Source organism: Finegoldia dalianensis, assembly GCF_046255015.1.
Classification (GTDB): domain Bacteria; phylum Bacillota; class Clostridia; order Tissierellales; family Peptoniphilaceae; genus Finegoldia; species Finegoldia magna.
Genome location: NZ_JBDLBQ010000001.1, coordinates 281,685 through 302,899, shown reverse-complemented (window position 1 = coordinate 302,899; position 21,215 = coordinate 281,685). Strand labels below are relative to the sequence as shown.

Below are 21,215 nucleotides of genomic sequence, written 5' to 3'. Positions count from 1 at the left end.
TGTGGACAAAGCTAGAATTGAAATGCTACATGACCTAGAAGAAAAATTAGATTACAGGTTTACAGATATTAATCTGTTAAACCTGGCTTTTTTTCATAGCTCATACGGAAATGAAAACAAATCATATAAAGATATTTCAAACGAAAGATTGGAATTTTTAGGAGATGCAGTCTTGGATCTAATTGTTAGTGACTTCTTGTATAATAGTAAATCTTCGTTAAAAGAAGGTGCTATGACAAAGATTAGAAGTCAAATGGTATGTGAAAAATCTTTCTCAAATATGGCCAAGTATTTAGAATTAGGAAAATATTTAATGATGGGTCACGGTGAATTTATTTCAGGTGGCAGTGAAAAACCTAGTGTACTTGCTGATACTTTCGAAGCAGTTTTTGGTGCAATATATTTGGATTCTGGTTATGAATCGGCTTTTAAAATTGTAGAAAATAAGTTTAAAAGTCTATTCATAGCTGAAATAGAAACAAAGTCTAGTTTTATTGACTATAAGACTATGTTACAGGAAAATAATCAAAAAAATTCAAGAGATAAATTAAAGTACAAGATTGTTAAAGAAGAAGGTCCAGATCACGACAAGAAATTCTATGTTGATGTTTATGAGGGTAACTTGGTTATAGGATCTGGATTTGGATCTTCAAAAAAACATGCAGAACAAGATGCTGCTAGAAACGCCTTGATTAGATTAAGGGTAATAAATGAGTAAGAAAAATTACATTGTATCATTGTTCATTCCTCATTTAGGATGTCCAAATGATTGCATTTTCTGTAATCAACGCAAAATTACAAATTATATCGAAGTTGTTAAAAAAGATGAAATAAGAAATGAAATAAAAAATCAACTTGCAAATTTTCCTAATAAAAGTCAAGAAGATACTCAAATAGCTTTTTACGGGGGATCATTTACAGGAATTGAAGAAACAGCTATGATAGACTATTTAAAAATAGCAAATGAATTCATTGATGACGGTAAAGTTCGATCGATTAGACTTTCTACAAGACCTGATTATATTGATAAACACATTTTAACTATTCTTAAGGAATTTAACGTAGAAACTATAGAGTTAGGTGTTCAATCAATGGTAGATAGTGTATTAGATTCAAATTTAAGATGTCACGATAGTCAGTGTGTTAAAACATCTTCTGAGCTGATAAAATCTATGGGATTTAGTTTAGGGCTCCAAATGATGACAGGCTTATACAAATCAACCCCAGAGATGGACTTATATACTGCAGATGAATTAATCAAGTTACAACCTGATTTTGTCAGGATATATCCAACTTTAGTTATAAAGAATACTATGCTTGAAACTTTTACCAAAATTAATAAATATAGTCCGGAAAATTTGCACGATTCGGTCGAAAATTGTACCAAAATATATTTGAAATTTATAAACGCTAACATTCCAGTTATTAGATTAGGTCTATTAAATACAGAAAATATAAAACAAGGCGAAGATGTAGTTGCAGGGGCAATTCATCCAAATTATAGACAATTGGTAGAAGATGATTTGTATAGAAAAGTGGTAGATTATGTTTTGAAAAATGATAATTTTGAAACACTAGAAATACATGCCAAACCAAATATTTTGAATAATTTTGTCGGCTATAATGGGGAAAACAAAAAATATTTTCAAGAAAAATATGGATTAAAAACAATAAAATATTCTAATTCTAATAATAACTTCTTAGTGTTAGATAATATCAATAAAATTGATATTAATTTAGAACATATTTTTAAAAACATTGAAAAAGAGGTGTAGCTGTGGGATTAAAATCAGTTGAAATACAAGGTTTTAAGTCATTTAAAGATAAAATAAAATTGAATTTTGATAATCCCATAACAGCAATTGTTGGGCCAAATGGTAGCGGAAAGTCAAATATTTCTGATGCTATTTTATGGGTTTTAGGTGAACAATCAGCAAAAAATCTCCGTGGGAATAAAATGCAAGATGTTATTTTTGCTGGAACTCAGAAAGAAAAACCTGTTAACTTTGCACAAGTTTCCATAACTTTTGAGAATGACTTATGGAAAGACATTGATTATCAAGAAATTACAGTAACGAGAAGAGTTTTTCGTACTGGTGAAAGTGAATATTACATTAATAAAAACCAAGTTCGTTTAAAAGATGTAAAGGAATTATTCTTAAATACGGGAATTGGGAAAGAAGGGTATTCTGTAATCGGACAAGGTAAAATCGACGACATTTTATCATCAAAAAGTGAAGATAGAAGGGAATTATTCGAAGAAGCATCCGGAATTTCCAAACAAAAGTACATTAAAGAACAAAGTGTTAAGAAACTTGAACAAACTAATGAGAATTTATTAAGAATTGAAGATATATTAATTTCACAAGTTGATAGATTAAAATATTTAGAAAAAGAAAGTAATAAAGCTAAAAAAGGAATTATTCTAGAAAAAGAACTAAAAGAAATGGAAATTCAAAAAGCTTTATTGGATATCGAAAAACTTTCTATTACACTAAGTGATGTCATTGAGAAAAAAGAAAATAATGATAAAACCTTGATAGACTTAAAATCAAAACTTGTAAAATTTGAAAATAAAAGAAATGATTTATTAAAAAGCATCAATAAAACAGATATCGATACAGAATTGAAAATCTCTAATTTATCTGATATTAAGAGTCAAAAAATAAAAAACGAATCAGATATTCAATTGAATGATGAAAGACTTAAAAATAGCAACACTGAATTAGAGAGATTAACAAAAGAAAACGAGAATTATTCATCAGAAATTAAAAATTTAATATCAAAAATTGATAATTTACAAAATACAATAAAGAACTCTGAGAAAAAGCTTGAAGAAATAAATTCAAATTTAGAAAAATTGAATATTGATGATTCTGAAGATGAACTTAACATTAAAAAAGAATTGAGCGATAAGAAATCAGAAAAATTAAATGAATTACAGTCAATTTATACACAACATATTATTAAAAAATATTCACGTGATGCTATTGAACAAGAAAGATTGAAAGAAATATCAGAAGTAAAAAAGCAAAAAGAAGAATCTGAATTTAAATTAACTCAACTAGTAAAAGCATTACAAAATTTCGAAGAAATGCTAAGTGATTATGACAAACATTTGGATAATTTAGATAAAGATAAAGAACGAATTTCTAGCATTATAAATGATAAAGAGAAAGCTTTAATTGATTTAAGAGTCAAATTATCAAACTTAAAAGAAGATTCGATAACTAACAAAAATAAATATATGTTTTTGAAAAATACTATAGATAATCACGAAGGATACAACTTTACAGTTCAAAACTTTTTTAAAAAGTTAAATCCTAGTTTACAAGATAAAGTAATAGGGACACTTGGGGATTTAATCAGTGTAGCAAAGCAGTATGAGAAATCTGTTGATGCAATAATGTCATCAGCGTTTCAAAATATAATTGTTAGGAATGAAAATGATGGTAAGGAATTAATTAATTTTTTGAAGTCATATAAGATAGGAAGACTTACTTTTTTACCATTAAATAAAATAAAATCTAGAAATTATAATTATGTAAAAGATGAATTGGTACTTGGACATTTAAATGAATTTATAAAATCTGATGAAAAATTTAGGGATATTGTAGATTATTTTGCACAGAAAACACTTGTTACTCAAAATATGGAAGATGCTATTATCGTAAGTTCGAAATACAAAAACTATAGAATAGTTACATTAGATGGTGATATCATTAATAGTTGGGGTTCAATGGTAGGTGGATATAAAAAGCCTTCCAATTACTCAATACTATCAACGAAAAATAGTTTAAATTCTGTTGAAAATTTGTATAAAGACTGTGTTAATGAATACAACGATTTGAAAAAAATATACGAAGAAAATATTGATATTGTAAATCAAAACAAATCCGATTTAGAAATTATTGAAGATAAGATTGTAAAATTAAGAACTGAAAGGGATGCTTGTAATAGCAACATCAAGGACAAACAGTTTGAAATTAAATATTTGAAATCTAATATTAGTGATTTTGATAATAAGTTGAATTCAAATACTATACAAAGTGATGCCAATGATTTACAAGAAACTGATTTAAAAAATCAAATTGTAGAATTAGAAAGTCTTTTAAAAGAATTAAGTGTTGAAATTGAAAAATTACAAGAACAATATAATTCGGAAAAAATGAATATGATTAGTTTAAAATCTGAATACTCTTCTGTACAAAGGGATTTAAATATATTTAATAATCAGTTAAATGATGCAAAAATTAGAAAAGAATATTTAGAAGATAACTTTAAAGTTAATTCAATTAAAATTGATGAAATTCATAAAAATATTTCTAAATACAAAAGCCATAAAAATGATATAAAATCTAAAACTATTGATTATGATGATATTATTTCTGGACTAAATAATGAAATTTTAAATATGAAGTCCAATATGAATGAATTTAAATCAGAGTTAACAAAGATTGAGCAATCAATATATGATTCAAATGCTAGTGTTCAAAAAATAGAAATAAGCAATAACTCATTAATTGAAAAGGCTTTAAATACAACAGAGAAGTTAAATAATATAAAAATAGATATTAATGAGCTCTATGATATTAATATAGACACAATAGAATCTAATTCTGATATTAAAATTAGTCAGAAAGAAATCAATAAAATTATCAATGATTTAAGAAATATAGGTTCTTTTTCTGTAGATAGTATTCAAGAATATGAATCAGTTAAAAAAGAATTTGATTTTATGACTAAAAATAAAAATGATTTAATTGAATCCAGGGAAGATATCATGAATGCTATTAATAAGCTTAATAGAGAAATGAAAGAAGTATTCACCAAAAAATTTGAAGAAATAAATACAAAATTTATTGCGATTTTTAAACAACTTTTTAATGGAGGATATGCAAGTCTTAAATTGACCGAAGATGATGTTCTAAGTTCTGGAATTGAAATAACTGCTCAACCACCTGGGAAAAAACTTCAAAGTCTAAACTTGTTGTCCGGTGGAGAAAGATCGTTGACAGCGGTAGCGTTGCTTTTTGCGATTTTTGAGACAAGACCATCTTCTTTTTGTATATTAGACGAAATAGATGCTGCTTTAGATGAAATAAATATTAAGAGATACAAAGAATATTTAATTAAATTTAAAGAAAAAACTCAATTCATTATTATTACACATAGAAAAAGTACAATGGAGATAGCTAACATATTATATGGAATAAGTATGGAAAAAGATGGAATATCTAAAATGATTAAATTAGATGTAGATAGGAGAGAGATATGCTAAATAAGTTCTTTGATAAGTTTAAGTCTAAAAAAGATGACGAAGAAACAAAAAATACAGAAGAAGATTTACAACAAGAAGAATTAGAAATTAGTCAATCCAATGAAAATATAGAAATAAGCGAAGAAGTTAATGATACTGAAAAAGTCGTTGAAGAAAAGAATGAAAAGTCTGAAACTGATAACGAAAAATACCAAGAACAATCTGAAGAATTTATCGAAGATAAAGAAGAAAATAAGGAAGGATTTTTTGAAAAATTAAAGAATTCATTACTTAAAACTCGTGACAATATTTCTAATAAGATTGATCAAGTTTTAGCCAATTATAGAACGGTTGATGAAGAATTATTCGAAGAAATTGAAGAAACTTTGATTTCCGCTGACATTGGTGTTGAAACAACATTAAAGATTGTTGCTCAATTGAGAGATAAAGTAAAACTTAATAACATTCAAGATCCAAGTGAAATAAAAAATGTTTTGGCTGATATTTTAAAAGAAAATATAATTAATGATAAGATTGACAATAATTTAAATGTAGGTGATAAAACTATTATTTTAGTAGTCGGTGTAAATGGTGTAGGAAAAACTACTACGATTGGTAAATTAGCCATGAAATTCAAAAAAGATGGGAAAAAAGTTTTGATGGTTGCTGCCGATACTTTTAGAGCAGCGGCTATAGAGCAGCTTACTGAATGGGCAAATAGAGCTAAAGTTGACATTATTAGTCACAAAGAAGGTTCTGACCCAGCTAGTGTTGTTTTTGATGGAGTTAGTGCTATGAAAAGTAGAGATGCAGATATATTAATTTGCGATACAGCTGGAAGGCTTCATAATAAGAAGAATTTAATGAATGAATTGAATAAAATAAAGAGAGTTATTGAAAAAGAATATCCAGAAGCTAAAAAAGAAATTTTACTAATTGTAGATGGCACAACTGGACAAAATGCTATTATTCAAGCAAAAGAATTTATGAATGCAACTGATTTAACAGGGGCTATAATTACAAAACTAGATGGTACAGCTAAAGGTGGAATGATATTTCCACTTGAAATGGAATTGGGAATTCCAGTAAAATTTATTGGAATTGGCGAACAAGTAAATGATTTGGTTAAGTTTGAGCCAGAAAAATTTATAGAAGCAATAATAAATTAAAATTGAATTTTTTTTCATTTTTTGATAAAATTTGTGTGTGGAGGAATAACATGGATAATAAATTTAATAACGGATCTGTTAAGATCTCTAATGACATAATTTCACTTATTGCAGCAGAAGCTTGCATGGAAGTTGAAGGTGTAAAAGCTATTATGACACCACAATCAGAAAAAGTAAATATACAAAAAGGAGCTCAAAAATCAGTAATCATTGAAATTCTTGACAATGCTGTAAATGTAAGAGCCCATATTGAAGTAGATTCTGATTATAACATCAAGGATGTATGCTATAAGGTGCAAAAGAAAATAAAAGAAAATATCGGCATGATGACTGGGTTAGTTGTCATAAATGTAGATGTTGTTTGTGAGAAAATAAGTATTTAATGTAACCCTCTTATCAGAGGGTTATTTTCTTGGAGGAAATATGTCAAGAAGACAATCTAGAAAAAGCGCAATGCAATTAATCTATGAAATGAATATGAATGGAGATTATGATAAAAATAGAATTGAAGAATTTTGTAAATATCAGAATATTAATAAAAATGATATAGTATTTTTCAAAGAAATTTTATTAAATTTTATTGAACATATTGATGACATAGTAAATATTATAGAAAATAACACAAAGCAATGGAACTTGGACAGAATTAACAAATTAGATTTATCGATTTTACAAGTTGGTGTTTGCGAAATTCTATACGTGGAAAGCACTCCAGATAGTGTTGCAATTAATGAAGCCGTTGAATTAGCGAAAGAATATTCTACAGAAAAATCATACAGTTTTATCAACGGCATATTAGGTTCTGTATTAAAGAGAAAAGAAAATGCAAGTTTATAGTGTTAAAGAGATTTCTGATTATATTCAAAATACTTTGAAGAAAGATCCAATTTTATCCAATGTGTGGATAGAAGGTGAGATTTCAAATTTTAATAAAAATATTTCAGGACATGTTTATTTTAGATTAAAAGATGAAAAAGCATTGATTTCTTGTATGATTTTTAAAACAATGTCTCTCGCAAAAACTATAAACTTAAAAGATGGAGACAAAGTTCAACTAAGAGGAAGTATAACAACATATCAAGGATCAAGCACTTATCAACTTCTTGTAAAAGAATATAAGAAATCAGGCACTGGAGACCTTTTTCAAAAGTATTTAGAGTTAAAAGAAAAGCTTGAACGAGAAGGATTTTTTTCGGAATCAACAAAAAAATCTATAACTAAATATCCTAAAGCTATTGGCGTGATTACATCTTCTACTGGAGCGGCCGTGAATGATATTTGCAGAACAATAAAGAGAAGATATCCTATTTGCGATATTTTGATATATCATTGTGTTGTTCAAGGAGAACAATCGTCAGAATCTATTATACAAGGCATTAAATATATGGATGAGCAAAATCTAGATACTCTTATAGTAGGAAGAGGCGGTGGAAGTTTTGAGGATTTAAATTCATTTAATGATGAAAATCTCTTAAAAACTATTTATAATTCAAAAACCCCAATAATAAGCGCCGTTGGTCATGAAAATGACTTTATGCTTTCTGATTTTGTAGCTGATTTAAGGGCATCAACCCCAACAGCAGCTGCTGAGCTAGCCACTGCTGATTTTGATGAATTAAAATATTTTTTACAAGAAAGCTACGCTAAAATTAGTAGAATTTTGATAAGAAGATTTGAAGATGAAAATCAAGAATTAGACTATTATGGTAAGCAGTTGGAATTTTTAGGTCCCAAAAACATTATTAAAGAACACATGGATAATCTTCAACTTTTGAAGGATAGCTTAAAAAAAGCTTATAAGAAAAATTTGGAAGATAAGTACAATGAAGAATTAAATATTTATCATAAATTAAACTTGTTGAAACCTGATAAGCTATTATCTTTAGAAATCGAAAAACTAAATAAAATTCGAATAACAATGATTAAAAATTTAATCTCAAATATTAATTACAAAGAATTGATTTTAGACTCATATAAAAATAACTTATTGCATTTGAATCCAAGTACAATTTTAGAGAAGGGATATGCAAAAGTATTAAAGAATGATAAGAGTATTTCTTCTATTGATGATGTTATGGAGAACGACAAAATTGTCTTAATTATGAAAGATGGTAAACTTGATACAACTGTTCAAAATAAGGAGAAATTCAATGAATGAATATAGAGAATACGATGAAGGATTAAAAAGACTAAGTGACATCGTTGAAAAGTTGGAAGACAGAGAGCTGAGTCTTGAAGAAAATATAAAATTATACGAAGAAGGTATGAAGCTTCACAAGAGATTAAGTTCTATTTTAAAAGAACAAGAAGGTAAAATGACTTTGATTAAAGATAACAAAGAGGAAGATTTTCAAATAAATATGCTTTTAAGTGATGATAATGAATAGTCAGGAAATCATAAATTTGATAAACACTTCAATAAAAGCTTTAAAATTTTCTGATGATAAAATTGGCGAAGCTATGAGATATACTCTTGTTGACGACGATGCAAAAAGATTAAGACCGCTTTTATTTCTACTAACTTATCAAATGTTTAATGAATCTATTAATGAATCTATAAGTTATGCTATTTCAATAGAATTAATTCACAATTATTCATTGGTACATGATGATTTGGAATGCATGGATAATGACGACTATAGAAGAGGAAAATTAACAGTGCATAAAAAATACGGAGAAGATATTGCGGTTTTAGTTGGAGATGCACTTTTAAATTATTCTTTTGAAGTGTTATCTGAATCAATTAAAAACGATATTGATGCAAAATGTGCAAATTATATCGTAAAAAAATCAGGATGTTTTGGGATGATAAAAGGTCAACTTTTGGATATTGACAGTGAGATTTCTGAAAAAAATATTATTGAAATTTACGATAAAAAAACATGTAATTTACTTAAAGCGGCTACTGTATCTGCTGGAATTTTAAGTAGGGTTGACGATAATACATTATTAAAACTAGAAGATTATGCTTTTAATCTAGGAATGGCTTTTCAAATAATTGATGACATTATGGATTATGAGAATGATTTAAAAATTAATAAAAAAACTTATGTCACTATTTTTGGAAAAGATAAAGGCATTGAAGATGCAAATAAGTATTCTCAAAGAGCTATAGAATGCATTAAAGATATCGATAATTCTCAACCTTTAATTGAGCTTACAAATAAATTATTGGACAGGAAATATTAATATGAGAATCGACTTGTATTTGTGCGAAAACAAATTTGCGTCTTCTAGAACAAAGGCAAAATCTCTGATTGAGAATGAATTAGTTTATTATAAAGGTAATCTAGTAAAGAAACCTTCACTTGAGATAAATTCTGATGAAGTTGAAGTAAAAGAACATATTGAATACGTTGGGAGAGGTGCTCTGAAGCTTTTAAAAGCTTTTGAGGTATTTAACATAGGTAAGCATGATTTGTGCTTAGATATAGGCTCATCTACTGGCGGATTTACTCAGGTTTTATTAAAAAACAATGCAAAAGAAGTCTATGCTATTGATGTTGGCGATAATCAAATGGTTGACGAACTAAGACATGATAGCAGGGTTAAATTATTCGAAAATACTAATTTTCGAAATATTAATGTAGATGAGTATCCGAAATTTGATTTGATAGTATGCGATGTATCTTTTATATCATTGAAAATGATTATTCCAAATGCCGTTAAAATGCTAAAAAATAATGGCGAAATGATATTTTTGATAAAGCCGCAGTTTGAATTAAAATCAAAAAATCATATAATTAATAATAAAAAGGAACATTTATCTATAATAAATGATATTAATAATTATCTAAATAATGAAGGATTGTATATTTCTGAGATGACACATAGTCCAATAAAAGGTAAGAGTGGAAATATAGAGTATTTAATCCATATTACGACTTTAGATAATAAAAATATAAAATTCAAGGATGTTGTGGAGACAGCATTTAATAAATTGAGGTAGAAATATGAAAAAATACACAAGACAAAGATTAATTCTAGACTTAATAGAAGAAAATGAAATAAGAACTCAGGAAGAACTTTCTGACTATTTAGAAGCTCATGGAGTTAGAGCTACACAAGCTACTATTTCTAGAGATATAAAAGAATTAAGAATATCAAAAGTTCAAACTAGAGAAGGTGAATATCATTATGCAATAATTGACACTGTACACGATTCATTAAACGAAAGATTAGATAAGATTTTCAGATCTGCTGTTTTGACTATCAAGCATAATGAAGATATGGTAATTATTAAAACAATATCTCACACTGCAACAGTATGTGGTATGGCGATTACCAACGCTAAATTAGATAATATTGCTGGAATTCTAACAGGTAACGATACAATTTATATAACTGTTGAGGATAAATCTGGATTGGAAAAATTAGTTTCAGAAATCAAATCAATCATCAGGTAATAAAATGTTAAATTCTCTTTATATAGAAAATTTTGCGATAATTGACAAAATCAATGTCGATTTTACAGATGGACTTAATATCATAACTGGGGAAACTGGTTCAGGAAAATCAATTTTGATAGAAGCTTTCGAACTTCTTCTAGGGCAAAGATTTAACAAAAGTTTTGTCAGAGATTCTTCAAAAAAAACTATTGTTGAAGCGACATTTACAATAGCTGACAATTCTAAAATTAAATTTTTAGAAGATATGGGATACAATGTCGAAGATGGAGTAATAATAATCTCAAGAATTGTAGACACTAATTTAAAAAGTATAAATAAATTAAATAATAGATCAATCACGCTTAATACATTAAATGTATTAATGAGTAAATTTGTTGATATTCATGGGCAAAATGGAACTCAATCACTATTGAACAAGGATTTTTATTTAGATTTAATTGATTCCTTTGATAAGGAAGAAACTTTTAAAATCAAAACTGAGTTAAGCGGAATTCTCAATAATATTGCAGAATACAAAAAAGCATACAAGAGTTTTAATATTACAAATGAAGAAAAAGATAGACAACTTGATATTATCAATTATCAAATTGATGAAATATCACAAATAGATCTTGATAATGTAGATGAAGAAGAACTTGAAAACGAGTATAATAAACTATCGAATGTTAATTTGATTAAAAATAATATCGGTGAAATATTAAACATGTATTCAGATGAAAACTACAATGAACAAGATATCAACACTATGTTTAATATTGTTTTAAGCAAAATGGACTCAATCTCTGAGTTTGATAATGAAGTTAATTCTCTCAAACAAGATTTGGATAAGATTTATTATGAGATGGACGACTTGTTCTCAAGAATTAGTTCATATTCATCAGGCATTTATCAAGATGAGTTCAAATTAAATGATTTAGAAAATAAAATAGCAATAATTACAAATTTAAAGAGAAAATACGGAAAATCTATTAATGATATAGTTTTATTTAGACAAGATTTGGAACGTAGACTTAAAGAACTGAATGAAATTACAGAAAACAAAAGAAAATTCAAGGAATTAATCGATTCAAAAAAAAAGAAAGGGATTGAATTATCAGATAGACTTCATAAAATTAGAAAAGAAATTGTTTTTAAATTAGAAAAATTGATTGTTCAAAATCTAAAAGATTTAAATATGAAACATGCTGATTTTCAAGTTAAATTTGAAAAACTTTCTGAGTTCAATGAAAAAGGTTATGATTCACTGGATTTTCTAATTAAAACAAATCTAGGACAAGATTTAAAACCAATGGCATCTATTGCATCTGGTGGAGAAATTTCACGTATTATGCTTGGATTTAAGTCAGTTATATCAGATTTTGAAGATATCAATACTCTTATTTTTGACGAAATTGATACTGGAATTAGTGGTAGGACAGCATTGGTAGTAGGTGAAAAACTTATTGATTTATCAAAAGATAAACAAGTGATTTCGATAAGTCATTTACCTCAAATAGCTTCACTGAGCGATAATCACATTTTAATTGAAAAGATTGATTTAAATAATGAAACGAAATCAATTCTAAAAGTATTAACTCCTGAAGAAAAGGTAAATGAAATTTCTAGATTGATCGGTGGTATAAACATAACGGAAACTACAATTGAACAAGCCAAATTAATGATTAATCAAGCAAATGAATTAAAAAAAGATAGGAGATAATTATGGATTATGAAGAAAAAACTATAAAGAGTGAAATGATATATGAAGGAAGAATTTTAAACCTTAGATTAGATACGGTTGAACTTCCAAATAGAAAATACTCCAAAAGAGAAATTGTAGAGCACGCAAACGCTGTGTGCATAATCGCAGTAAAAGATAATAAATTATTTTTCGTTAGTCAATATAGAAAAGCTATTGACCAACAACTAATGGAATTACCAGCAGGATTAATTGAACACAACGAAACACCAAAAGATGCAGCGATAAGAGAAATGAGAGAAGAAATAGGTTATAATTGCAAAAACTTAACTTATTTATTTGATGCATATTCTTCTCCAGGTTTTAGTGATGAAAAAGTAAGTTTCTTTTTGGCTGAAGAATTATTCAGAGACGAACTAGAAGCAGATGATGACGAATTTTTAAATATAGAACTGATCGAACAAGAAAAATTAATGCAAATGATAGAAGATGGAGCTATTGTTGACGGGAAGACAATTATGGGAATTCTATATTTTTTAAGGAATGTGAGTAAATGCTAGAAACGATAAATCATTATATTATAATTATACTTGTATTACTTCCAACTATTGTTCTCCATGAACTTGCTCATGGTTATGTTGCTTATTGGATGGGTGATAATACGGCTAAAAGCATGGGTAGATTAAGCTTCAATCCTATTGATCACATTGATCCATTAGGTGCAATTAGTTTGATTTTATTCAAGTTTGGTTGGGCAAAGCCGGTTCCAATTAACTCATACAATTTTAGGAACAGACATTTAGGTATGTTCTTGGTTTCAATTGCGGGAGTTACAGTAAATTTAATTTTAGGACTTATATTTTCGTTTTTATATGTTAAATTTTCTCATGTAAATCCTATAGTATCAGAAATTTTGAGTTTATTTATTGTATACAATGTTTATTTTGCTGTATTTAACTTAATACCCGTTCCACCTTTAGATGGTTCTAAGGTTATAACTGCTTTTTTTCCAGGGAAATTTTTAGATTTTATGGCAAAATATGAAAAATACACTTATTTTATATTGCTTATATTAATATTTTCAGGTGTGTTGGGTAAAGTTTTAACGCCTATAACATCATATATAATTGACAAGTTTTTAAGGTTAGCAATTGCACTATGAGTTTGATTATTGAAACTGAAGAATTCAACGGTCCAATGGATCTTTTATTAAATTTGGTTGAAAAAGAAAAAATTGATATAGAAAATGTTGATTTAGCAAAAATTACAAATAAATTCATTGAAGAAGTTGAGAATTTGAAAAATCATTCTACTAAAGATTTGACTGATTTCATTTACTTAGCTTCTACTTTGTTATATATAAAATCAAAAAAATTATTACCTAAAAATGATTTTGATGAAGATGATCAGATAGATGAAGATTTAATTAAACAACGATTAATAGAATATAAAAAATTTAAAGAAATCTCTAAACAATTGATCGAATTAGAAAACATCTCATCGAAACATTTTAGAAAAATTCAAGAGGATTTATCGGTTTATCAATCTGAAAAAGAAAATTTGATCGTTCCTGACATTAATTTATTATCTGAAACTTTGTTAGAAATATTAAATAGGGTAGATAATAGAATTGTCATTGAAGAAACAGAAATTATAGAAGCGGAAGAATATAAGATTGAAGATTGTATTGAAGATATATTGTGGAAGGTAGAAAAAAATAACAAATATACTTTTTCATATTTTTTATCAAAAAATACCAATAAAAATGAAGTCATATCTGTGTTTCTAGCTTTACTAGAATTATTAAAATCCAACATATTAAAGGTTGTAAAAAATCATGAGGATAAAATGGAAATATTAATGAGGTAATTATGGAAGATAAAATTATTCGAAATAAAATTGAATCTTTACTTTTCTTATGGGGTGAACCATTAGATATTTCATCAATATCTGAAGCCATAAACCTTAGCAAAAAAGAAACTAGGAATATGCTTGATGATTTAATTAAAGAATATGAATATAGAAACACTTCCCTGGAAATTAGATGTATCAACGATAACTATCAAATTCAAACTAAAAAAGAATATTACGATTTTTTAAAAGAAATTTTTGTAAAAAATAAAAATACAAGATTAACCAATACAACAATGGAAGTATTATCTATTATAGCTTACAAACAGCCAATAACAAGAATTGAAATAGATGAAATAAGAGGGGTAAAATCTAGTTCATCAATTGATACTTTAACTAAAAAAAATTTAATAAAAGAAGTCGGAAGACTGGATAAAATAGGAAAGCCTATATTATATGGTACTACCGACGAGTTCTTGTACTATTTCAATATTAATTCTTTAGAAGATCTTCCAAAATTAAATGAAATAGAAAAAATTATTAAGGAAAAAGAGAATGAGAATAAATAAGTTCATAGCACAAAGTGGATATTGTTCTAGAAGAAAGGCTGATGAACTAATCAAGTACTCAAAAGTTTGTGTTAATGGAACAATACTTTTAGATTTATCCTATCAAGTAAATGATGGTGATATTGTTGAAGTTGAAGGTAAGAAAATTAGTAAAAAAGAAGAAAAAGTTTATATTGCTATCAATAAACCTGTTGGATATACTTCAACAGTTAAGGATAAATTCGCTGATAAAAAAGTTGTTGATTTAATTAAATCTAATACAAGGGTTTATCCAATTGGTCGTTTGGATAAGGATTCTCATGGATTATTAATATTAACGAATGATGGTGATTTAACTTATGAATTAACTCATCCTAAATTTGAGCATAAAAAAGTTTACGAGGTTTTAGTGAAAGGTAAACCAACCAAAAACAAAATACAAGAATTAAAAAATGGAATAATATTAGATGGTTATAAATTAAAAAAATCAAATATAGAATTTATTGCCAATGTAAAAGACAATACAAAATACATGGTAACTATTTATGAGGGTAGGAACAGACAAATTAGAAGAATGTTTGATTATATAAATCATCCGGTTTTAGATTTGAAAAGGGTTCAAATTGGTAATTACAAGATGGATGATAATTTAAAAAGCGGAGAATACGTACTGTTAAAAAGTAAAGATTTGGACTTAATAAGAGGTAAATATGATTGAAGTTAGACTTGCAAATAACAAAGACGAAGAAATTTTAAAAAATTTTAACTTAAAAATAGAAGAAATTGTAGGAGATTTTTGCTTTATATATATTGACGACTTAAAACCAAAAGGGTATTCTCTGATTAGGACAGAAGGTAAAAGAGCAAATATAGCAGATTTTCAATTACAAGAGGAGAATTCTAACAAGTTATTTTTTCTAAAAAGTATAGGTATGAATTTGAGAGGTTTTGGTATTGAAGAGTTTTATGATAATAATGGTTTAGTAAAATCATTTTTTGAAAATCAAGGAAAAATAGACTTTAATCTACTTTTTAGGGGAAGCTGTAATGATTTATAACAATACTAAAACATTAGTTGAATCATTGATGAAAGATAAAATTCCAACTTCACAAGTCTGTTTAGATATGACATTTGGAAACGGAAACGATTCATACAAAATGTTATCCATAAACCAAAACATTGAAGTTTATGGGTTTGATATCCAAAAAGATTGTATAGATAATTCTAGAAATTTTGAGAACTTGAAAGTTATTAACGATTCTCATCTAAATTTTGACAAATATATTAATCAGAAAATTGATTTTGTGGTGTTTAATTTGGGATACCTTCCAGGTGGAGATAAAAAAATAACTACTGATTATGATACTGTAATTAAAACTTTAGATAAACTTTTTAAAGTGCTAAGCACAGAAGGTCAAGTTGTTATTACTTTCTATCCTGGGCACAAGCCAGGACTTGAAGAAAGTATAAACATAATCGCATATCTTCAAAAATTAAACCAAAAAGAATTCAATGTTATTAGATACGATTTTATAAATCAAATAAACAATCCACCTTTTGTATGCTTAATTGAAAGGATTAAATAATGAATGTAGCAATAATAGGAGCAGGAGCAGCAGGACTGATGGCTGCAAGCTTTATTAAAGACGAAAATAAAATTCATATTTTTGATCATAATGAAAAAATAGGTAAGAAATTGTTCATTACCGGAAAAGGAAGATGCAACATTACCAATTCATGTGATATACAAGAATTAATTGAAAATATTAATACAAACAAATATTTTTGTTACAGCCCATTTTATGACTTTACAAACGAACAAGTCATAAATTTTTTTAATTCAAATGGTCTTAGAACAAAAGTCGAACGTGGAAATAGGGTTTTTCCACAGAGTGATAAATCATCAGATGTGATTAAAGTATTTGAAAAAATATTAAAGGATAAAAATGTACATTTGCACTTAAATGAGCAGGTAAACAAAATTTATAAATCTAATAAATTTTATCTGACTACAAACCGTGATGAATATGGATTTGATAAAGTTATCATAGCCTGTGGAGGTAAATCATATCCAAATACCGGATCAGATGGATCTCTTTACAGTCAAATAACCAAGCTAGGTCATACTATTCACGAAATGAAGCCTGGTTTAAGTGCAATTATTTTAAAAGAGAATGTGGAAGAATTAGAGGGAGTTAGTCTTAAAAACGTCGGACTAAAATGTTATTTGAATAAGAAATTGATATACGATGATATAGGTGAAATGATTTTTACAAGAAAAGGAATTTCAGGTCCCTTAGTACTTACTTTATCAAGTATATTGTGCAACAAAAATGGTGACATTAAAATTTCGATAGATTTGAAACCAGGATTGACAGATCAAAAACTTGATGATAGGATTTTAAGAGATTTCAGCGAAAATCAAAACAAAACAATTGAAAATGCTATAAGTAAAATAACAATCAAAAAATTAATACTGCCAATTTTAAAATCTGCAAGTATAAATCCAAATAAAAAAGTAAATGAAATAACAAAATATGAACGTGATAATTTAAGAAGAATTTTAAAAAGTTTTGATTTTACTTATGTATCAAATGAAAAGCTTGATTACGCAATTATTAGTGTGGGAGGAGTCGATGTTAATGATATTGATCCAAGCACAATGGAATCTAAAATTGTAAAAGACTTGTATTTTTGTGGAGAAGTAATTGATGTTGATGGTTTTACAGGAGGATTTAACTTACAATTTGCTTTTTCAACGGGTTATTTAGCGGGGATAAATATATGAAAAAAATCAAATACGAAAATGAATCAAAACTTTATGATGATATTAATGAATATATCAAAGACAAAAATTTTGACATATTATTGATATCGACGCCTAGAGTTATGAAAGAAATTTTCGACGATAGATTAATTAAAACAAATAAAAATATTTTGATCTCATCAAGAATGCTCAGAAAAAATGACGATGATAATGTGTATATTGAATTGATTAATAATGACGTATATTCTGTTACTGTCGATGGACCAAGTGGATCTGGTAAATCAACAGTTTGTAAATTAATCTCAAATATATTAAACATTGAATATTTGGATACGGGATCAATGTATCGTTCTCTTGCTTATTTTTGTTTGAAGGAAAATATAAATTTGGAAGACGAAGAAGAGGTCATGCATGTATTGAACAATTTTGAAATAACATTTGAATCATCTAAGATTAAAGTTAATGGCGAATTCTTGCGAGATAAAATAAGAACTAATGATGTATCTATGGCAGCATCAAAGGTTTCAACATATTATTCTGTAAGAGAAAGATTAGTTGAAATTCAAAGACAGATTGCTAGTAACAAAGCGATTATTATTGATGGAAGAGATGCTGGTACTAACATACTAAAGAATGCTGATTACAAATTTTATTTGGATGCATCACCCGAAGTTAGAGCCAAAAGAAGATTTAACGAACAAAAAGACGATTCATCTTATGAAACGATTCTAAAAGACATAAAATTAAGAGATGAACAGGATAAAAATAGAAAATATGCTCCTTTGAAACGAGCCGAAGATGCTGTTTATATAAATTCTGATGATATGAATATTGATGAAGTTGTTGAAAAAATAATAGAGATAATTAGAGGTAGAAATGTTTTATAGATTTGCAAGATTTTTATTGAAAATAGTATTTAAAATAAGATACAAATTAGTTGTTCATGGAAATACGAATCTTCCTGAAACTCCTTTAGTTATTTGCGCAAATCACATAAATTTATGGGATCCAATTTTATTAGCGATAATTTTTGATAGACCCATACGATTTATGGCAAAAAAAGAATTATTTGATAATAAATTTCTAGGTTTTTTACTAAACAAGTTTGGAGCTTTTCCGGTTGATAGAGATAATGTAAATATTAAAACGATAAAAGACGCTATCAAGCTTGTAAAAGACAACGAAGTTTTGGGAATATTTCCAGAAGGAACAAGAGTAAAAACAGTTAGTGAAGAAAATATGAAAACAGGAGTTGCTATGATTGCGTCAAGAGCAGGAGCAGATGTTATCCCAGTATTCATAAATTCTAATTATAAGTTCAGATCAAAAGTAGAAGTGTTTGTAAGAGATAAAATAGCTATATCAAGTTTTGATGATGTTTCAAAAGATATAAGAAATAAAGCAATAACTAGAGCTATATACGAAAATATTTACAAGGTGAACTGATGAATATAATAGTACAACAAAATGCGGGATTTTGTTATGGAGTTAAAAGAGCAATAGAGATAATTGAAAATGACCCATCAAAATTAAAGTATACTTTGGGTCAGCTTATCCATAACGAACAAGAATGTAAAAGAATAGAAGCTTTGGGTATAAAACAGATAGACGATTATACTCAAGCAGAGAAAGGCTCCACGATTTTTATTAGATCTCACGGTGCAACATTAAAATTAAAAGAAGAAATAAAAAATAATGGATACAAATTAGTAGATTTAACTTGCCCATCACTATTAAAAATTTATGAAAAAATAAATAAAAAACACGAAGAAGGTTACAAAATTATTATTATTGGAGATCCAAATCATCCGGAAATCATAGCGATGAAAGGACAAGTCGAAAATAATGTTGAAGTTGTTAACTCAATTGATGAGGCAAAAAAAATAAAAGGTGAAAAATTATATGTAATTTCACAAACTACTAATTTAAAGAGGAAATTTTTGGAAATTTCTGATATAATAGTAAAAGGTAATACTAACGTTGTGATAGATAATACTATTTGTGGGGCTACAAAAAGCCGACAAATGGCTTGCTTAGAGCTTTCTAAGAATGTCGATTGTATGATTGTGATTGGTGGCTTGAATAGTTCTAACACAAATAAATTGTATGATATCGCAAAACAAAATTGCAAAAAAGTTTTAAGAATTGAAACATACAAGGATATTTGTATCGATGATAGTATTATTGAATCTAAATTATTAGGTATTACAGCTGGTGCGTCCACACCGGCTTGGATTATTGAGGAGGTTGTAAATTTAATGGATAATTACAGCAAGGATTTTATGGAACAAGTAGAAGAAAGCATGAATAAGATTTACCCAAAAGAAATCGTAAAGGGTGAAGTTATTTATGTAACAGATGATGAAGTCATGGTTAATATTGGCTATAAGGCTGATGGTATTATTAAACTAGACGAATTATCAACAGAAGAAGGTAAATTACCTAAGGATTTGTACAAACAAGGCGACGAAATCGAAGTTTACGTTATTAAGCTAGATGACGGAGAAGGAAATGTTGTACTTTCTACAAAAAGAGTTGAAGGAATTAAAAACTGGAAGAATTTAGTTTCTAGTTTTGATAATGATTCAACTGTAGAAGCAAAAGTAACACAAGTAGTAAAAGGCGGCTTAATAGCTACAATTGATAATGTAAGAGCTTTTATACCAGGTTCTCAAGTAACTACTCACTTTGTAAAAGATTTATCTAAATATGTAGGAGAAACTTTGGTATGTAAAGTTTTGAATATAGATGAAAAGAAGAGACGTTTAGTTTTATCTCACAGAGCTGTTGTAGAAGCAGAACAAAAAGAAATTGAAGATAAGGCTTGGGAAAACATAACTGTTGGTGAAACAATAACTGGTAAAGTACAAAGATTAACAGACTTTGGTGCATTTATCGATTTAGGTGGAGTAGATGGTTTACTTCATATTTCAGATATTTCTTGGAATAGAATTGAATCACCAGAAGATGTTTTAAAAGTTGGAGATGAAATCGAAACTTTAGTTCTTAAAGCTAACAGAGAAAAGAACAGAATTTCGCTTGGCTTGAAACAATTACAACAAAAACCATTTGACGCTTTCGTTGAAAATAATCACGAAGGAGACGTTATTGAAGGAGAAGTTGTAAACTTAGTTGACTTTGGTGCATTTGTTAAATTAGCTGAAGGAATTGAAGGCTTAGTTCACGTTTCTGAAATTTCAAATGAACACGTTGATAAACCATCAGATGAGTTAAATATTGGTGATACAGTTAAAGTTAAAATCTTAGAAATCAATCCTGAAAAGAAAAGAATAGCTTTAAGTATGAAAGCTTTATTACCAAAACCTGAAAAACCAGAAAGAAAACCAAGACCTAAAAAAGTTAAACCTAAAAAAGTAGAAACTAAACCAGAATCAAGTGAAGAAACTTTGATTAACAGCGATTTAGGTGCATTATTAGATTTAAAATTAAAAGAAATCGAAGAAGATAACTAAAATCTACTTTATATCCAAAAAGCCAAACAGGTGTTTGGCTTTTTTTGATGTACTTATGA

Annotated in this window: 23 protein-coding genes; all 23 read left to right on the top strand. The window is 27.5% G+C overall.

Going from position 1 to position 21,215, the window contains the following annotated elements; translation table 11 throughout:
• Window position 1: 1 nt before the first annotated feature.
• From rnc to ABDJ34_RS01525, 23 genes are read left to right on the top strand one after another with little or no spacing between them, the layout of a single operon-like run.
• On the top strand, window positions 2–718 hold the full coding sequence (gene rnc, locus ABDJ34_RS01635; RefSeq protein WP_094207204.1) for a ribonuclease III: 717 nt from the start codon (window positions 2–4) through the stop codon (window positions 716–718).
• Window positions 711–1,775 carry an elongator complex protein 3 gene (locus ABDJ34_RS01630; protein WP_412701153.1) on the top strand — a complete coding sequence of 355 codons (1,065 nt, stop codon included), beginning with the start codon at window positions 711–713 and terminating at the stop codon, window positions 1,773–1,775. Before rnc ends, ABDJ34_RS01630 begins: the two co-directional genes overlap by 8 nt.
• A gap of 2 nt (window positions 1,776–1,777) precedes the next feature.
• Entirely contained in the window at window positions 1,778–5,281 is a 3,504-nt protein-coding gene (gene smc / locus ABDJ34_RS01625; protein WP_412701152.1) for a chromosome segregation protein SMC, read from the top strand.
• A complete protein-coding gene (gene ftsY, locus ABDJ34_RS01620) occupies window positions 5,275–6,429 on the top strand; it encodes a signal recognition particle-docking protein FtsY (RefSeq protein WP_412701151.1) in 1,155 nt (384 codons plus the stop codon). Before smc ends, ftsY begins: the two co-directional genes overlap by 7 nt.
• Window positions 6,430–6,479: 50 nt before the next feature.
• Window positions 6,480–6,812, top strand: a complete 333-nt coding sequence (locus tag ABDJ34_RS01615) for an Asp23/Gls24 family envelope stress response protein (protein WP_002836527.1) — start codon at window positions 6,480–6,482, stop codon at window positions 6,810–6,812.
• Window positions 6,813–6,852: 40 nt separating this feature from the next.
• Window positions 6,853–7,266 carry a transcription antitermination factor NusB gene (gene nusB / locus ABDJ34_RS01610; RefSeq protein WP_094207200.1) on the top strand — a complete coding sequence of 138 codons (414 nt, stop codon included), beginning with the start codon at window positions 6,853–6,855 and terminating at the stop codon, window positions 7,264–7,266.
• Window positions 7,253–8,587 (top strand): exodeoxyribonuclease VII large subunit, encoded by a 1,335-nt coding sequence (gene xseA, locus ABDJ34_RS01605; protein WP_412701150.1) that lies wholly within the window; start codon window positions 7,253–7,255, stop codon window positions 8,585–8,587. The genes nusB and xseA overlap by 14 nt, the downstream gene beginning before the upstream one ends.
• On the top strand, window positions 8,580–8,816 hold the full coding sequence (xseB, locus tag ABDJ34_RS01600) for an exodeoxyribonuclease VII small subunit (protein ID WP_002836523.1): 237 nt from the start codon (window positions 8,580–8,582) through the stop codon (window positions 8,814–8,816). Before xseA ends, xseB begins: the two co-directional genes overlap by 8 nt.
• The gene (locus ABDJ34_RS01595; RefSeq protein ID WP_353316234.1) at window positions 8,809–9,618 is read left to right on the top strand and encodes a polyprenyl synthetase family protein; all 810 of its coding nucleotides are present in this window, start codon (window positions 8,809–8,811) and stop codon (window positions 9,616–9,618) included. Before xseB ends, ABDJ34_RS01595 begins: the two co-directional genes overlap by 8 nt.
• 1 nt (window position 9,619) lies before the next feature.
• On the top strand, window positions 9,620–10,378 hold the full coding sequence (locus ABDJ34_RS01590; RefSeq protein ID WP_353316233.1) for a TlyA family RNA methyltransferase: 759 nt from the start codon (window positions 9,620–9,622) through the stop codon (window positions 10,376–10,378).
• Between the two features lie 4 nt (window positions 10,379–10,382).
• Window positions 10,383–10,835 carry an arginine repressor gene (locus tag ABDJ34_RS01585; RefSeq protein ID WP_002836519.1) on the top strand — a complete coding sequence of 151 codons (453 nt, stop codon included), beginning with the start codon at window positions 10,383–10,385 and terminating at the stop codon, window positions 10,833–10,835.
• 4 nt (window positions 10,836–10,839) lie between these two features.
• Window positions 10,840–12,537: a DNA repair protein RecN gene (gene recN / locus ABDJ34_RS01580; protein WP_412701149.1), complete on the top strand. Its 1,698-nt coding sequence runs from the start codon at window positions 10,840–10,842 to the stop codon at window positions 12,535–12,537.
• Window positions 12,538–12,539: 2 nt separating this feature from the next.
• Entirely contained in the window at window positions 12,540–13,076 is a 537-nt protein-coding gene (locus ABDJ34_RS01575) for an NUDIX hydrolase (RefSeq protein ID WP_094205744.1), read from the top strand.
• Window positions 13,070–13,678, top strand: coding sequence for a site-2 protease family protein (locus ABDJ34_RS01570; RefSeq protein WP_094205743.1), 609 nt, complete (start codon window positions 13,070–13,072; stop codon window positions 13,676–13,678). Before ABDJ34_RS01575 ends, ABDJ34_RS01570 begins: the two co-directional genes overlap by 7 nt.
• The gene (locus ABDJ34_RS01565; RefSeq protein WP_412701148.1) at window positions 13,675–14,385 is read left to right on the top strand and encodes a segregation and condensation protein A; all 711 of its coding nucleotides are present in this window, start codon (window positions 13,675–13,677) and stop codon (window positions 14,383–14,385) included. The genes ABDJ34_RS01570 and ABDJ34_RS01565 overlap by 4 nt, the downstream gene beginning before the upstream one ends.
• A 2-nt stretch (window positions 14,386–14,387) precedes the next feature.
• Window positions 14,388–14,936, top strand: a complete 549-nt coding sequence (gene scpB / locus ABDJ34_RS01560; RefSeq protein ID WP_094208657.1) for an SMC-Scp complex subunit ScpB — start codon at window positions 14,388–14,390, stop codon at window positions 14,934–14,936.
• Window positions 14,923–15,633, top strand: a complete 711-nt coding sequence (locus tag ABDJ34_RS01555; protein WP_353316228.1) for a pseudouridine synthase — start codon at window positions 14,923–14,925, stop codon at window positions 15,631–15,633. The genes scpB and ABDJ34_RS01555 overlap by 14 nt, the downstream gene beginning before the upstream one ends.
• Window positions 15,626–15,973 (top strand): hypothetical protein, encoded by a 348-nt coding sequence (locus ABDJ34_RS01550; protein WP_353316227.1) that lies wholly within the window; start codon window positions 15,626–15,628, stop codon window positions 15,971–15,973. Before ABDJ34_RS01555 ends, ABDJ34_RS01550 begins: the two co-directional genes overlap by 8 nt.
• On the top strand, window positions 15,963–16,502 hold the full coding sequence (locus ABDJ34_RS01545) for a tRNA (mnm(5)s(2)U34)-methyltransferase (RefSeq protein ID WP_412701147.1): 540 nt from the start codon (window positions 15,963–15,965) through the stop codon (window positions 16,500–16,502). The genes ABDJ34_RS01550 and ABDJ34_RS01545 overlap by 11 nt, the downstream gene beginning before the upstream one ends.
• On the top strand, window positions 16,502–17,704 hold the full coding sequence (locus ABDJ34_RS01540) for a BaiN/RdsA family NAD(P)/FAD-dependent oxidoreductase (protein ID WP_412701146.1): 1,203 nt from the start codon (window positions 16,502–16,504) through the stop codon (window positions 17,702–17,704). The genes ABDJ34_RS01545 and ABDJ34_RS01540 overlap by 1 nt, the downstream gene beginning before the upstream one ends.
• Complete coding sequence (gene cmk, locus ABDJ34_RS01535) at window positions 17,701–18,570, top strand: (d)CMP kinase (RefSeq protein WP_412701145.1); 870 nt, start codon at window positions 17,701–17,703, stop codon at window positions 18,568–18,570. Before ABDJ34_RS01540 ends, cmk begins: the two co-directional genes overlap by 4 nt.
• Complete coding sequence (locus ABDJ34_RS01530) at window positions 18,560–19,129, top strand: lysophospholipid acyltransferase family protein (protein WP_412701144.1); 570 nt, start codon at window positions 18,560–18,562, stop codon at window positions 19,127–19,129. The genes cmk and ABDJ34_RS01530 overlap by 11 nt, the downstream gene beginning before the upstream one ends.
• Window positions 19,129–21,156: a bifunctional 4-hydroxy-3-methylbut-2-enyl diphosphate reductase/30S ribosomal protein S1 gene (locus tag ABDJ34_RS01525; protein ID WP_412701143.1), complete on the top strand. Its 2,028-nt coding sequence runs from the start codon at window positions 19,129–19,131 to the stop codon at window positions 21,154–21,156. Before ABDJ34_RS01530 ends, ABDJ34_RS01525 begins: the two co-directional genes overlap by 1 nt.
• The last annotated feature ends 59 nt before the right edge of the window (window positions 21,157–21,215 follow it).